13 protein-coding genes are annotated in these 12,718 nt (G+C 70.5%); 8 read left to right on the top strand and 5 right to left on the bottom strand.

All coding sequences use genetic code 11. The features are described 5' to 3' along the window. Window positions 1–57 precede the first annotated feature (57 nt). Entirely contained in the window at window positions 58–924 is an 867-nt protein-coding gene (locus tag ACFWP5_RS14285; protein ID WP_384154934.1) for an alpha/beta fold hydrolase, read from the bottom strand. Between the two features lie 119 nt (window positions 925–1,043). Here ACFWP5_RS14285 and ACFWP5_RS14280 point away from each other — a divergent pair, with 119 nt between their 5' ends. After that, complete coding sequence (locus ACFWP5_RS14280) at window positions 1,044–1,529, top strand: MaoC family dehydratase N-terminal domain-containing protein (RefSeq protein ID WP_384154932.1); 486 nt, start codon at window positions 1,044–1,046, stop codon at window positions 1,527–1,529. After that, complete coding sequence (locus tag ACFWP5_RS14275) at window positions 1,526–1,942, top strand: acyl dehydratase (protein ID WP_384154930.1); 417 nt, start codon at window positions 1,526–1,528, stop codon at window positions 1,940–1,942. Before ACFWP5_RS14280 ends, ACFWP5_RS14275 begins: the two co-directional genes overlap by 4 nt. A gap of 10 nt (window positions 1,943–1,952) precedes the next feature. Here ACFWP5_RS14275 and ACFWP5_RS14270 read toward each other — a convergent pair whose 3' ends face one another. The 3 genes from ACFWP5_RS14270 to ACFWP5_RS14260 form a co-directional block, all read right to left on the bottom strand. Continuing rightward, window positions 1,953–3,554, bottom strand: a complete 1,602-nt coding sequence (locus ACFWP5_RS14270; RefSeq protein WP_384154928.1) for a VWA domain-containing protein — start codon at window positions 3,552–3,554, stop codon at window positions 1,953–1,955. 14 nt (window positions 3,555–3,568) lie between these two features. Beyond that, a complete protein-coding gene (locus ACFWP5_RS14265) occupies window positions 3,569–4,768 on the bottom strand; it encodes an AAA family ATPase (protein ID WP_384155017.1) in 1,200 nt (399 codons plus the stop codon). Between the two features lie 122 nt (window positions 4,769–4,890). Beyond that, the gene (locus tag ACFWP5_RS14260; protein WP_384154926.1) at window positions 4,891–5,115 is read right to left on the bottom strand and encodes a hypothetical protein; all 225 of its coding nucleotides are present in this window, start codon (window positions 5,113–5,115) and stop codon (window positions 4,891–4,893) included. A 64-nt stretch (window positions 5,116–5,179) separates the two neighbouring features. Here ACFWP5_RS14260 and ACFWP5_RS14255 point away from each other — a divergent pair, with 64 nt between their 5' ends. Further along, the gene (locus ACFWP5_RS14255; protein WP_384155015.1) at window positions 5,180–5,440 is read left to right on the top strand and encodes an amidohydrolase family protein; all 261 of its coding nucleotides are present in this window, start codon (window positions 5,180–5,182) and stop codon (window positions 5,438–5,440) included. Window positions 5,441–5,445: 5 nt separating this feature from the next. Here ACFWP5_RS14255 and ACFWP5_RS14250 read toward each other — a convergent pair whose 3' ends face one another. Further along, on the bottom strand, window positions 5,446–6,516 hold the full coding sequence (locus tag ACFWP5_RS14250) for an LLM class flavin-dependent oxidoreductase (RefSeq protein WP_384154924.1): 1,071 nt from the start codon (window positions 6,514–6,516) through the stop codon (window positions 5,446–5,448). A gap of 200 nt (window positions 6,517–6,716) precedes the next feature. On the opposite strand from ACFWP5_RS14250, the gene mgrA reads away from it, so the two are divergent. From mgrA to ACFWP5_RS14225, 5 genes are all read left to right on the top strand, one after another. Continuing rightward, window positions 6,717–7,760: an L-glyceraldehyde 3-phosphate reductase gene (mgrA, locus tag ACFWP5_RS14245; RefSeq protein ID WP_384154922.1), complete on the top strand. Its 1,044-nt coding sequence runs from the start codon at window positions 6,717–6,719 to the stop codon at window positions 7,758–7,760. A 61-nt stretch (window positions 7,761–7,821) separates the two neighbouring features. Next, window positions 7,822–8,817: a Dyp-type peroxidase gene (locus tag ACFWP5_RS14240; RefSeq protein ID WP_384154920.1), complete on the top strand. Its 996-nt coding sequence runs from the start codon at window positions 7,822–7,824 to the stop codon at window positions 8,815–8,817. A 110-nt stretch (window positions 8,818–8,927) separates the two neighbouring features. Beyond that, window positions 8,928–9,809: an FAD binding domain-containing protein gene (locus tag ACFWP5_RS14235; RefSeq protein WP_384154918.1), complete on the top strand. Its 882-nt coding sequence runs from the start codon at window positions 8,928–8,930 to the stop codon at window positions 9,807–9,809. Window positions 9,810–9,811: 2 nt separating this feature from the next. Beyond that, entirely contained in the window at window positions 9,812–10,321 is a 510-nt protein-coding gene (locus ACFWP5_RS14230; RefSeq protein ID WP_384154916.1) for a (2Fe-2S)-binding protein, read from the top strand. Further along, on the top strand, window positions 10,318–12,714 hold the full coding sequence (locus tag ACFWP5_RS14225) for an aerobic carbon-monoxide dehydrogenase large subunit (RefSeq protein ID WP_384154914.1): 2,397 nt from the start codon (window positions 10,318–10,320) through the stop codon (window positions 12,712–12,714). Before ACFWP5_RS14230 ends, ACFWP5_RS14225 begins: the two co-directional genes overlap by 4 nt. The last annotated feature ends 4 nt before the right edge of the window (window positions 12,715–12,718 follow it).

Raw genomic sequence — 12,718 nt, 5'->3', positions numbered from 1 at the left:
CCCGGAGAGTCGGTTGCACTGGGTCAACTGCGCTGCTGAATCAGCTGTGTTGGCGGTTCAGCTGTGCTGCTGGTTCAGGAAGCCGGAGACGACGCTGTGGTAGTCGTAGGGCCGTTCCTCCTGCGGGTGGTGGGAGGCCTCGCTCATCACGTGCAGGTTGCCCTTGGGGATCATGCGGGCCAGCATCAGCGGGTAGTCCGGGGTCAGGAACGCGTCCTGCATGCCCCACAGGAACAGCGTCGGCGCGGCAATGCGGCCGAGTTCGGCGGTGAGGTCCTGCCAGTCGCCGCGCGGGTTGTCGCAGGCACCGGCGAGCGCGGTCTCCTCGGGGTCGAGGCTCTGCTCGTAGCGCAGGGTCACGGTGCCGTCGGGGATGGCGTCCGGGTCGAACCACTCCAGGCGGGCGATGAGTTCACGCATCTTCTGCCACGAGGGGCCGGTGCCGCCGTAGTAGACATCGCGGGCGTTGCGGCCTCGGCGACCGCCTTCCGGCAGCGGCGCGAGGGGGCCGTAGAAGACGGGCATGCTGCCGGTGATGACCAACGACCGTACGCGCTCGGGGTACTTGGCGGCGAGGTTGAGTGCGATGGTGCCGCCCCAGGAGTTGCAGACGAAGTCGGCGCGGTCGGTGCCGAGTTCGTCGAGCAGGGCGACGGTCCTGGCCGCGTGGTAGTCCCACATGGGGCCCTCGATGACGGGCTTGGCGGACTTGCCGTACTGGAGGATGTCGACGAGCAGGCACCGGCGGTCCGTCGCGAACAGCCGTGCCACCTGCCCGAAGTCCGACCAGCCGGTGCACCCGGGGCCGCCGCCGTGCAGGAAGACCGTGGGGCTGCCCTCCCCCAGGTCGACGTAGTGGTACTTGACGCCGTCCGCTTCCGCGTAGGTGCCCTCCGGGGGCGCCTGGATGTCCATGAGGTCCATGTCCCGATGGTGGGACGGCGACGATCTCCGCCCAAGCGGAACGGTCCGCTGAGCGGGCCGGTTCCGTGGCGGTCGGGGGTGGGGGTCCCTACCGTCCGGACACCGAGGGGAGACAACTCATGGTCAGGAACGCGGCGTTGGAACTGGTCGAGGAGCAGGCCCTCGCATCGGTGGGGAGGTGGGAGCGGCGGTCGTTGGGTGTCGTACGGGCCGAGGACGCTGCGGAGTTCGCGCGGGCGGCCGGGGAGCGGGCACCGCATCTCGTCGATCCCGCTCGCGTCGACTTCACGGTCCACCCCATGTACGTGGTGAGTCTGCTGCGCGGGGCGCCCGGCGCCGACGCGGCGGAGTTCCGGCCGGACGGCATGTATCGCGACGAGGTTCCCGGCACCGACGGGCTCGATGTCCGCCTGATGGCGGGCGGCCAGGACGTGCGGTGGGTCGACGCGGTGCGTGCGGGTGACCTGATCGAGCTGCGGCGCGCGCTGACTGCCGTGGAACGCAAGGGAGTCGGCGAGGGATTCCTCCTCCTCACGATGGAGAAGGTGTACGGCGCGGAACGCGGGACGCTGGTCGAGGTCACGGAGAGGTTCATCGTCCGATGACGGATCGCCGGGAACGCCAAGTCGTCGTGGGCCAGGCCGTGTTGCCCGTCGAGCTGACCCCCGACGCGATCGCCTTGCTGCGGTTCGGTGCCGTAACCCGCAACGCCCATCGCATCCACTACGACGCCGAGTTCGCCCGTTCGGAGGGGCTGGCGGGGCCGGTCGTGATGGCTCAGCTGCACGGCTGTCTGTTCCATCGCGCCGCCGCGGAGTTCGCGGGTGTGGGTGGGCAGGTGCGGGAGGTGGGGTGGCGGAATCGGGCGCCGGCCTGTGTCGGGGATCGGCTGGTGGTGACAGGCACGGTGCGGGCGGTGGACGCGGTCGGTGGTGCGGTGACTCTCGATCTGGTCGAGCGTTGCGGTGCCGGTGACGTGGTGTGTTGCCGGGGGCGTGCGGTGGTGGTCCTGGGCTGAGGCGTCAGGGTCAGATCACGCGGAAGAGGTCGGCGGCGGCGTGGACGTCCGTGAAGTCCTCGATGGAGCGCAGGTTGTCGCACAGGGCGTCCAGGACCGAGTCGGCATCGGCGACGCGCGGGGCGCCGATGGCCACGCCGAAGACCCGGAAGCCCAGGCGGTGCTTGGTGTCCTTCCACCGGCGCATCCATTGCTCGGTGACACCGCAGTCGTCGTCGGTGAGCATCACGATGTCGCCGCGGGCGCGGGCGGTGTCGTTGAACTCCTCCTCCAGCAGGTCACCGGCCGCTGACAACGGCCGCTGGTAGCTGGTGCCGCCGCCGAGGAAGGTCTCCGCGAAGTCGAGCACCTGCGTGATGTCGGCGGGTTCGTCGGCCGGGAAGCGGAAGACCTGGAGCTTGTCGGCGGCGGAGAACAGGATGCCGACGAAGTCACGCCCCGCGTGGCGGGCCTGGTCCAGCAGCGCCAGGGCGCACGCCTTGGCCCACGCCTCCCGGGTGACTCCGCCGGGCCCCGCCTCGTACATGGAGTGCGAGGTGTCGACGCACGCGATGATGGCGCCCTGGCCGGTGCTCTGCTCGCCCTGGCTGTCGTAGAGCATCAGCTCCCCGGCGGCGTAGCGCGCGGCGAACACCGCGCGCAGTGCGGGCAGGCCGAGGTTGGCCAGTTCGGAGGGGATGACGCGGGAGAGGTCGTCGCCGAGGGTGACGCCGACCAGTTCTCCGGTGGCGTTCTCGACCTTGTGGGCGCGTTCGCCGTCGGCCATCTGCCGGAAACGGCCGATCAGTTCGGCCCACTCGGCGAGACGGCTGGTCCGCAGCCGCTCGGCGAGCCGGGCGCGCTGGTCGAACGGCATCCGCTCCGTCTGGCCGGGAGCGACGCCCCATGCCCGCATGAGTGCGGTCTCCTGCCGCGCGCCCTCAGCCGCCTTCGCCACCCCGTTCCGCGCGGCGGCGCGGATGCCGGGCATCGCCATGGTGAGGGCCTGCGCGGCGGCCCGGGCGGCCTGCCGTGCGGCGGCCTCGGCTGCTTCGGCGGTCTCGATCGCCTGTTGTACGGCGGCGGGGGTCGGTGCGGCGCCCTCCTCGTCGGCCGCTTGCTGAAGTACTTCGGCCACCGCGGTCGCCGCGCTCACCGCGTCCTGCTGGGCCTTCTTCGCCTGCTCGGCACTTCTCCGGGCAGCACTGGAGTCCTCCAGCAACCGGCGCAGCGCGGCGGCCTGGGCGAGTACGGCCATGGCGGCGGCGTAGGGGTCGCCGGTCGTCTCCCTGCGCAGCTCGGTGAACTCCGGTGAGTCGAGCAGCGAGGCGATGACCTGGTGGTTGACCAGCCGGGAGGGGTCCATCTCCGCGTGCTCGCGCAGCCGCGGGCGGACCTTGTACGCGGCCAGGAACACATCGGTCAGGAGGTCGGCGGTGTGGTCGTGGCGCTGGTCCAACTCCTCGGCCAGGTCACGCAATCCGGCCGACTGCCCATGAGTGTCCTGCCAGGTGAACCGGTCGAACCGGTCCGCGACCACCGCCGCGGTGTGCCGCTCGGGAGCGTCGGACAGGCCCAGCCACTTCGCGGACCGGTTCGCCAGGTCGTCGAGCGTGTTCGGTGTGTCCCCCATGGCTCTCCCGGAGTTCAGAGCTGCGCCTGCACCATGCTCGCGTCCATGCCGAGGGCCTCGGTGAGAACGCGGGCGCGGACGGCGCGTTGGCGGCCGGTGACCCGGTCGATGGCGGCGGTGGAACGGCCGGCGGTCGCCGCCTCCTCGCGCAGCGTCTCCAGCCGCTTCCCCGCCGTGGCGAGCTGGTTGTGGGCCTTCTTGATGACCCATTCGCTGAGCGCCTCACGGGACTGCCCGGCCATGGCGTCGAGCTGGACCTCCAACTCCTCGATGGCGTCGGCCAGTTCGAGCGCCTCCTTGGCGTCGGGGTTGACCAGGTGCAGCACCTCGCGCTCGACCGTGGGGCGTTGGGCCGGGGAGTCCCACAACACGTGGGTCAGCACCGACAGGTCGGTCTCGGCGACCGCCGGACGGCCGTCGACGTACGCGGACGCCTGGAGCAGGCTCACCGCCTGCCGCCAGCGGCGGTCGGAGGCGACGATCTCCTTGCGGCGCAGGGCGGCCCGCAGGGTGCACACCGCGTCCACGATCGCGTCCGGGACGTCCACGGCCGGGACGGCCTCGGTCACGGCGTGCTGCAACGCGGCCAGTTCGACGGTGGTCCGGGTCGGTGCCACCGGGCGGCTGACGGCGGAGCGGACCAGCGCGGCGAAGTTCGAGGGGTCGGCCAGGTATCCGACCTCGATCCGCACCAGCAGCCGGTCGTAGATCGCGGCCGTGTCATCCCCGCTGGGCAGCTCGTTGCTCGCCGTGATGGCGCCGATCAGGGGGCAGTGGATCGGCTCGCCGCCGCTCTCGGGGTGGTAGATCCGCTCGTTGAGGTAACCCAGGGTCTCGTTCAGGGCCGCCGTGGAGCACTTGAAGATCTCGTCGATGAACGCGATGTGCGCGGTCGTGGCGCGGCCGTCGTAGACCTGGCGGTACTCGCCCCGGGCCAGCGCGGCGACGTCGATGGGGCCGAACATCCTCGTCGGCGCGGTGAACTTGGACAGGAGGATCTCCCAGTAGGCCGCTCCCTCGAACCGGCCCGTGAGTTCCCGGGCCAGCTCGGACTTGGCCGTGCCGGGCGGGCCGAGCACCAGCGAGTGCTGCCCGGCCAGCAGCGTCACGATCAGCGTCCGCACCACGTCGGCGCGTTCGTAGAAGCGGTCCGACAGTTCGTCGCCGATCGCCCGCAGCCTCGTGGCCGTGTGTTCCGCGTCCTGTGCCTCGATGGTCAACTCCCCGCCCGCGCCGTCCTGTTGGGCGTTGGAGACAGCCCAACAGCCCAACAGCCCTTTGCCGAGCAAGATATCTCGGAGACCGGAAGCGCGTTGCTGAAGGAAGCCGAGCCGCGTCAGTCCAGGTCCAGCACCACCTTGCCGATCGCCTCCCCGCTCCGCAGCCGCTCGGCCGCCTCGGCGAACGCGTCGATGCCGTGCCGCTCGATCTCCAGGGTCAGCGCCCCCGTCCGCAGATCCGCCAGCAACCCCTTCGCGTCCGCCGCGACCTCCTTGCCCCGCGTCATCAGGTTCACCGGGAGCAGGGACACGTCGGCCAGCAGGAAGTCCGCGAGGTCCACGCCGAACGCGCGGCCGGCGGTGTAGCCGACGAGTGCGGCACGGCCGCGTGGGCACGGCCAGAACCTGCTGGAGCTCCGCTACCTCGTGGACCTGGGCATGGACCCGATGACCGCCATCGTGGCCGGTACCCGCACCTCCGCCGAGCTCCTGGGCCTGTCCGAGCGGCTCGGCACGCTGACCGCGGGCAAGACCGCCGACCTGATCCTGTGCGACGGCGACCCGCTCACGGACATCGGCGTGCTCGGCGATCCCGGCAACATCGTGTGTGTCGTCCAGGAGGGCGTCGTACGCAAGGATCTGCTGCCCGCGGCGGGGCCGCGCTGACGGTCTCACCCTCGACGGGCCGCGGATCGGAGGGCCGGCAGGACCGAGGAGCCGACGGTCTCGATCAGGTCGGTGGGCAGGTCGTAGGAGCCGACGTGCTGGAGGAAGACGTCGGTCACCCCTGACGCGCGCAGGGTGCGGAGCCGTTCGGTGATCTGTGCGGCCGTGCCGATCAGGCAGAACTCCTCGGCGAAGCGGACGGCCGCCTCGTCGCTGATCCAGGCCGAGCAGATCCTGACGGCCGCGTCCCAGTCCTCGGCGTGCACGAGGTCCGGGTAGACGCCCTCCACCGTGGCCGGTACGTCCACGTCGATGCCGGCGAGGGCGAGGAAGGACGCGCCGCCGTTCTGGGCGATCGAGGCGCAGATCGGTTTGATCTGGCGGGCCTCGGCCGCGATGTCGTCGGTCACCGCGCAGAACGCGGACACGGTCACCGGGAGCGTCTCGGTGCTCCGGCCCGCCGCCTCGGCGCCCTCCCGTACGCGGGCGGTGGCGGCGGCCAGGGTGCGGGGCGAGACGCCGCTGAGCAGGATGACACCGTCGGCGATCTCACCGGCCAGCCGCAGGTTGCGCGGTCCGCTCGCCGCCAGGTGCAGCGGCACGGACGGCTGGGGGTCGCGCAGCCGGGAGCGGACCTTGCCCTCGAAGTCCCAGTCGCGCCCGTCCAGCAGGGCCCGCAGCATGCTCAGGCCCTCGCGCAGTTCCGCCGAGCCGGTCTGCCGCAGGCCGATGGGAGCGACGGAGCTGTTGCCCACGCCGAGGCCGAGGGTGAACCTGCCGGGCGCGAGTTCGGCGACGCTGCGCGCGGCCGACGCGACGACGGACGGGTGCCGGGTCGCCAGGTTGGTGACGGCGGTCCCGAGGCCGATCCGCTCGGTGGCGAAGGCCGCGGCGGTGAGGGTGGTGAACACATCCCGCCACAGCAACTGCGAGTCGGGGAACCACACTTGGTCGAAGCCGAGTTCCTCGGCGCGTCGTCCGGTCCGGGCCACCCGGTCCGCCCGGTCGCAGGGCGGGATGCGCACCCCGATGCGCAGCGGGTTCTCCTCGACGCTCACCGATATGTCGCTGTTCATGAAGAGGACCCTAAAGACGAACAAGGTGCCGCCAAACACCAGCGGTCCATTGAGCGATCCGCTTCCGGATTCAGTGACGACACTGCTGAATCCGATGCGGGGGAACAGTTGGACTCAAGATTCACACGCGGGCAGAGTAGACATGTCGGTCACCCCGACGCCGCCAGCACACCCCTCATCCACCTCGCGGAGACCCCCCGATGACCCACGTCGCAGATCCTGAGCGCTACAACGGAACCATGCGCTACCGCCGCACCGGCCGCTCGGGGCTCGACCTGCCCCTGCTGTCGCTGGGCTACTGGCAGAACTTCGGTGACGACCGCCCGTTCGAGACCCAGCGCGAGATCGCGCTGCGCGCCTTCGACCTCGGCATCACCCACCACGACCTGGCGAACAACTACGGCCCGCCCTACGGCGCCGCCGAGTCCAACTTCGGCCGGCTGCTGAAGCAGGACCTCGCGCCGTACCGGGACGAGCTGGTGGTCTCCACCAAGGCCGGCTGGGACATGTGGCCCGGTCCGTACGGTCAGGGCGGCGGCTCCCGCAAGTACGTCCTGGCCTCGCTGGACCAGTCGCTGCGGCGCACAGGCCTCGACTACGTGGACATCTTCTACTCCCACCGCCTCGACGCCGGCACCCCGCTCGAAGAGACCATGGGCGCGCTGGACACCGCCGTCCGCCAGGGCAAGGCGCTCTACGTCGGAATCTCCTCCTACGACGCGGAGCGGTCCCGTGAGGCCGCCGCCATCCTCCGCGAGCTGGGCACGCCGCTGCTCATCCACCAGCCGTCGTACAACATGCTCAACCGCTGGATCGAGAACGACGGGCTCCTCGACGCCGCGCAGGACGAGGGCTTCGGGGTCATCGGCTTCACGGCGCTGGCGCAGGGGCTGCTGACCGGGCGGTACCTGGACGGGATTCCGGAGGGGTCACGGGCCGCGCAGGGCACGTCGTTCGACGCGGGCTGGCTGACGGAGGACATGGTGCGCCGGCTGCGCGCGCTCAACGGCATCGCGGACCGTCGCGGACAGACCCTGGCGCAGATGGCGCTCGCGTGGGCGCTGCGGGACGAGCGGGTCACCTCGCTCGTCATCGGCACCTCCCGCACGGAACAGCTCGAACAGAACGTGGCCGCGCTGGACAACCTCGCCTTCAGCGCCGAGGAACTGGCCGAGATCGACTCGTACGCCGTCGACGGCGGGGTCGACCTGTGGCAGGAAGCGCGGACCGGAAAGCTCGGTTGAGTCTCAAGCCCGTGGCCACGGCGGCCGACAACTCTCAGGACACCGCAGAGGCAGGGAGCACATGACAGTTGACGGCTCGGTCGACCGCACGGACGGCACCATCGACGACGGGTACACCCCGACCACGCAGGCGGTGCTGGAGACCCTGACCCCCAGCGCGACCTTCCTCGTCGTCACCGTGGAGCCGGGCGGCGAGGAGTCGGTGCGCCGACTCCTCGGCGATCTGGGCGGGTTGACGCGGTCCATCGGGTTCCGCGCGCCGGACGGGCGGCTCAGCTGTGTGACCGGCATCGGGTCGGAGGCGTGGGACCGGCTGTTCGACGGCCCGCGCCCCGCCGAGCTGCATCCGTTCCGCGAACTCGCCGGGGCCCGCCACCGTGCCGTCTCCACCCCTGGTGACCTGCTGTTCCACATCAAGGCCGTACGGGCCGACCTGTGCTTCGAGTTGGCCACCGAGATCATGGGTCGGCTGGGCGGCGCGGTCGCCGTGCGCGACGAGGTGTCCGGGTTCCAGTACTTCGACGTGCGCGATCTGCTGGGCTTCGTCGACGGCACGGAGAACCCCGTCGGGCAGACGGCCCGCGAGGCGGTGGTGGTCGGTGGCGAGGACCCGGAGTTCGCGGGCGGCAGCTATGTGATCGTGCAGAAGTACGTCCACGACATGGCGGCCTGGAACGCGCTGCCGGTGGAGCAGCAGGAACGGGCCATCGGGCGCAGCAAGCTGACCAACATGGAGATGGACGACGACGTCAAGCCGGCCGACTCACACATCGCCCTCAATGTCATCACCGGCCCGGACGGCACCGAGCGGAAGATCCTGCGCGACAACATGCCGTTCGGCAGCGCGGGTCAGGGCGAGTTCGGCACGTACTTCATCGGGTACGCCCGTACGCCCTCGGTCACCGAGCAGATGCTGCGCAACATGTTCCTGGGCACGGACTCCGCGTCCCACGACCGCATCCTGGACTTCTCCACGGCCGTCACCGGGAGCCTCTTCTTCGTTCCCTCCGCGGACTTCCTGGACGACGTGCCCGGTTCCCCGGGACGAGCGACTTAAGTGAACGGTTAACCAGCCGTTGACACCCCTGTCCGCCGGGCGCCCAATGAGGCCCGGACACGGCGCCCGGCCGACCGGCCAACGGCCGTGCAGGACAGGGGGATTGCGGTATGCAGGTTCCCGCTCCGTTCGAGTACCAGCGGGTCGGCAGCGTGGGCGAGGCGGTCGCGCTGCTCGACCGGCTGGGCGACACGGCACGGCTGGTGGCCGGCGGCCACAGTCTGATCCCGATGATGAAGTTGCGGCTGGCCAACTTCGAGTACCTGATCGACATCAACGACCTGCACGACGAACTGGGTTACGTCCGCGTCGAACCCGGGCTGATCCGCATCGGCGCGATGACCCGTCACCGCGAGCTGCTGGAGTCCGACGAACTCGCCGCCGCCTTCCCGGTGTTCCGTGACGCGGAGCGCGTCATCGCCGACCCCGTGGTGCGCAACCGGGGCACGCTGGGCGGCTCCCTGTGCCAGGCGGACCCCTCCGAGGACCTCTCCGCGGTCTGCACCACGCTCGACGCGAGCTGCGTGATCCAGGGCATGGACGGCGAACGGGTGGTGTCCATGGAGGACTTCCACCGGGGCCCGTACGAGACCGCCGTGGGCGACGCGGAGATCCTCACCGAGGTCCGCTTCCCGGTCCGCCCGAACGGCTCCAGCGCCTACGAGAAGGTCGAACGGCGGGCCGGTGACTGGGCGGTGGTGTCGGCCGGTGCCGCGGTGTGGCTGGACGGCGACGGGCTGATCGCGGACGCCCGGGTGGGGCTCGCCGCCGTAGGACCGAACACAGCGGGCATCCCCGGTATCGCCGACGCCCTGCGCGGCCGGCGCCCCGCGGAGGAACTGTTCGGACAGGCCGGGGACATCGCCGCCGAGGCGAGCTCTCCGGTGACCGACCGACGTGGCAGTGCCGAGTACAAACGGCATCTGGCGCGGGAATTGACCGTGCGCGTGCTGCGCCGGGCCGTGGCCCGCATCGACGGACAGGAGGTGTGATCGTGCAGGTCAGCATGACCGTCAACGGCGAAGAGGTCACCCGGGAGATCGAGGGGCGGCTGCTGCTGGTCCACTTCCTGCGTGACCACCTCCGGCTGACCGGCACCCACTGGGGGTGCGATACCAGCAACTGCGGTACGTGCGTGGTGTGGTTGGACGGCGAACCGGTCAAGTCCTGCACCGTGCTTGCCGCGATGGCGGGCGGGCACGAGGTGCGCACCGTGGAGGGACTCGAGCAGAACGGTGAACTCGACCCGGTGCAGCGCGGGTTCGTCGAGTGCCACGGTCTGCAGTGCGGCTTCTGTACGCCCGGCATGATGATGACGGCGCGTGCGCTCCTGGACCGTAACCCCGATCCTTCCGACCAGGAGATCCGGGAGGCGATCTCCGGGCAGATCTGCCGCTGCACCGGTTACGCCACCATCGTCCGCTCGATCCGGTGGGCGGCGGCCGAGGAGGCCGGGACCCGAACGTCCCTTGACGCACAGGCGACTTCGGGGAGCGCGTCATGACCGCCGTCTCCGAGAACGGTCACCGCACCGCGTTCGTCGACAACGACCAGAAGCCGTGCGGCCACGGCCGGATGCTCCGCAAGGAGGACCCGCGGTTCGTCCGCGGGAAGGGCCGTTACGTCGACGACCTCGACCTCCCCGGCATGCTGCACCTGGCGATCCTGCGCTCGCCGTTCGCGCACGCCCGCGTCCTCTCCGTCGACACCACCCTCGCCGAGGCCCACCCCAAGGTCCGTCTGGTCGTCACCGGCGCGATGCTCGCCGAGAAGGGCCTGGCGTGGATGCCGACCCTCTCGAACGACGTGCAGGCGGTCCTCGCCACCGACAAGGTCCGCTTCCAGGGCCAGGAGGTCGCCTTCGTCGTGGCCGAGGACCGCTACGCGGCCCGGGACGCGCTGGAGTTGATCGACGTCGAGTACGAACCCCTCGACCCGGTGATCGACGTACGCACCGCCCTCTCCCCCGACGCGCCCGTCATCCGCGACGACCTGGAGGGCAAGAGCGACAACCACTGCTTCGACTGGGAGACCGGCGACGCCGCAGAGACCGAGGCCGTCTTCGCCCGCGCGGAGGTGGTGGTCACCGAGGACATCGTGTACCCGCGCGTGCACCCGGCGCCGATGGAGACGTGCGGTGCGGTCGCGGACTACGACCAGGTCGACGGCAGGCTCACCCTGTGGTCCACCACCCAGGCCCCGCACGCCCACCGCACCCTCTACGCGATCGTCGCCGGACTGCCGGAGCACAAGATCCGGGTCGTCTCCCCCGACCTCGGCGGCGGCTTCGGCAACAAGGTGCCGATCTACCCCGGTTACGTGTGCGCGATCGTCGGCTCGCTGCTCATCGGCAAGCCGGTGAAGTGGATGGAGGACCGCGCGGAGAACCTCATCAGCACCGGTTTCGCCCGCGACTACGTGATGCGCGGCGAGATCGCGGCCACCCGCGACGGCAGGATCCTCGCCGTCCGCACCCAAGTCCTCGCCGACCACGGCGCGTTCAACGGAACCGCCGCACCCGTGAAGTACCCGGCCGGCTTCTTCGGCGTCTTCACCGGCAGCTACGACATCGAGGCCGCCCACTGCGCGATGACCGCCGTCTACACCAACAAGGCGCCGGGCGGGGTGGCTTACGCCTGCTCGTTCCGCATCACCGAGGCCGTGTACCTGATCGAGCGGATCGTCGACTGTCTCGCGTACGAACTGGCCATGGATCCCATCGAGTTGCGGATGAAGAACTTCATCCGGCCCGAACAGTTCCCCTTCCGCACCAAGACGGGGTGGGTCTACGACTCCGGCAACTACGCGCCCACCATGGAGCTGGCCAAGGAACTCGCCGGCTACGACGCGCTGCGCGCCGAGCAGGCCGAGAAGCGGGCCCGCGGTGAACTCATGGGCATCGGCGTGTCGTTCTTCACCGAGGCGGTCGGCGCGGGCCCCCGCAAGGACATGGACATCCTCGGCCTCGGCATGGCCGACGGCTGCGAACTGCGGGTGCACCCCACCGGCAAGGCGGTCGTACGACTGTCGGTGCAGTCCCAGGGGCAGGGACACGAGACGACGTTCGCGCAGATCGTCGCCGAGGAACTCGGCATCCCGCCGCAGGACATCGACGTGGTGCACGGCGACACCGACCAGACACCCTTCGGCCTCGGCACCTACGGCAGCCGGTCCACCCCCGTCTCCGGCGCCGCCGCGGCGCTGGTCGCCCGCAAGGTGCGGGACAAGGCGCGGCTGATCGCCTCCTCGATGCTGGAGGTGTCGGTCGCCGACCTGGAGTGGGAGAAGGGTTCCTTCCGGGTCGCGGGCGACCCCGAGGCCTCGGTGACCATCCAGGGCATCGCGATGCGGGCGCACGGCGCGGGCGATCTGCCCGAGGGCGTGGAGGGCGGACTGGAGGCGCAGATCTGCTACAACCCGGAGAACCTCACCTATCCGCACGGCGCCTACATCTGCGTCGTCGACATCGACCCGGGGACGGCGAAGGTGACCGTACGGCGGTTCGTCGCGGTCGACGACTGCGGCACCCGTATCAACCCGATGATCATCGAGGGGCAGGTGCACGGCGGGCTCACCGACGGCGTCGGCATGGCGCTGATGGAGATGATCTCCTTCGACGAGGACGGCAACTGCCTCAGCGGCTCGCTGATGGACTATCTGATCCCGACCGCGCTCGAAGTCCCCGACTGGGAGACCGGGTTCACCGTCACGCCCTCCCCGCACCACCCCATCGGCGCCAAGGGTGTCGGCGAGTCCGCGACGGTCGGCTCGCCGCCCGCGATCGTCAACGCCGTGGTCGACGCCCTCAAGCCGTACGGCATCCGGCACGCGGACATGCCGCTCACGCCCTCGCGGGTGTGGGAGGCGATGCAGGGCCGGCCCACCCCACCGATCTGAAGGC

The organism is Streptomyces sp. NPDC058469 (genome assembly GCF_042721125.1).
Lineage (GTDB): Bacteria > Actinomycetota > Actinomycetes > Streptomycetales > Streptomycetaceae > Streptomyces.
This window is presented reverse-complemented; position numbering and strand designations above follow the sequence as displayed.

Coding starts and splice junctions, on each gene's coding strand:
- ACFWP5_RS14250 (WP_384154924.1), bottom strand. CDS start 6,516: ATGAACAGCGACATATCGGTGAGCGTCGAGGAGAACCCGCTGCGCATC.
- mgrA (WP_384154922.1), top strand. CDS start 6,717: ATGACCCACGTCGCAGATCCTGAGCGCTACAACGGAACCATGCGCTAC.
- ACFWP5_RS14280 (WP_384154932.1), top strand. CDS start 1,044: ATGGTCAGGAACGCGGCGTTGGAACTGGTCGAGGAGCAGGCCCTCGCA.
- ACFWP5_RS14240 (WP_384154920.1), top strand. CDS start 7,822: ATGACAGTTGACGGCTCGGTCGACCGCACGGACGGCACCATCGACGAC.
- ACFWP5_RS14285 (WP_384154934.1), bottom strand. CDS start 924: ATGGACCTCATGGACATCCAGGCGCCCCCGGAGGGCACCTACGCGGAA.
- ACFWP5_RS14275 (WP_384154930.1), top strand. CDS start 1,526: ATGACGGATCGCCGGGAACGCCAAGTCGTCGTGGGCCAGGCCGTGTTG.
- ACFWP5_RS14225 (WP_384154914.1), top strand. CDS start 10,318: ATGACCGCCGTCTCCGAGAACGGTCACCGCACCGCGTTCGTCGACAAC.
- ACFWP5_RS14270 (WP_384154928.1), bottom strand. CDS start 3,554: ATGGGGGACACACCGAACACGCTCGACGACCTGGCGAACCGGTCCGCG.
- ACFWP5_RS14235 (WP_384154918.1), top strand. CDS start 8,928: ATGCAGGTTCCCGCTCCGTTCGAGTACCAGCGGGTCGGCAGCGTGGGC.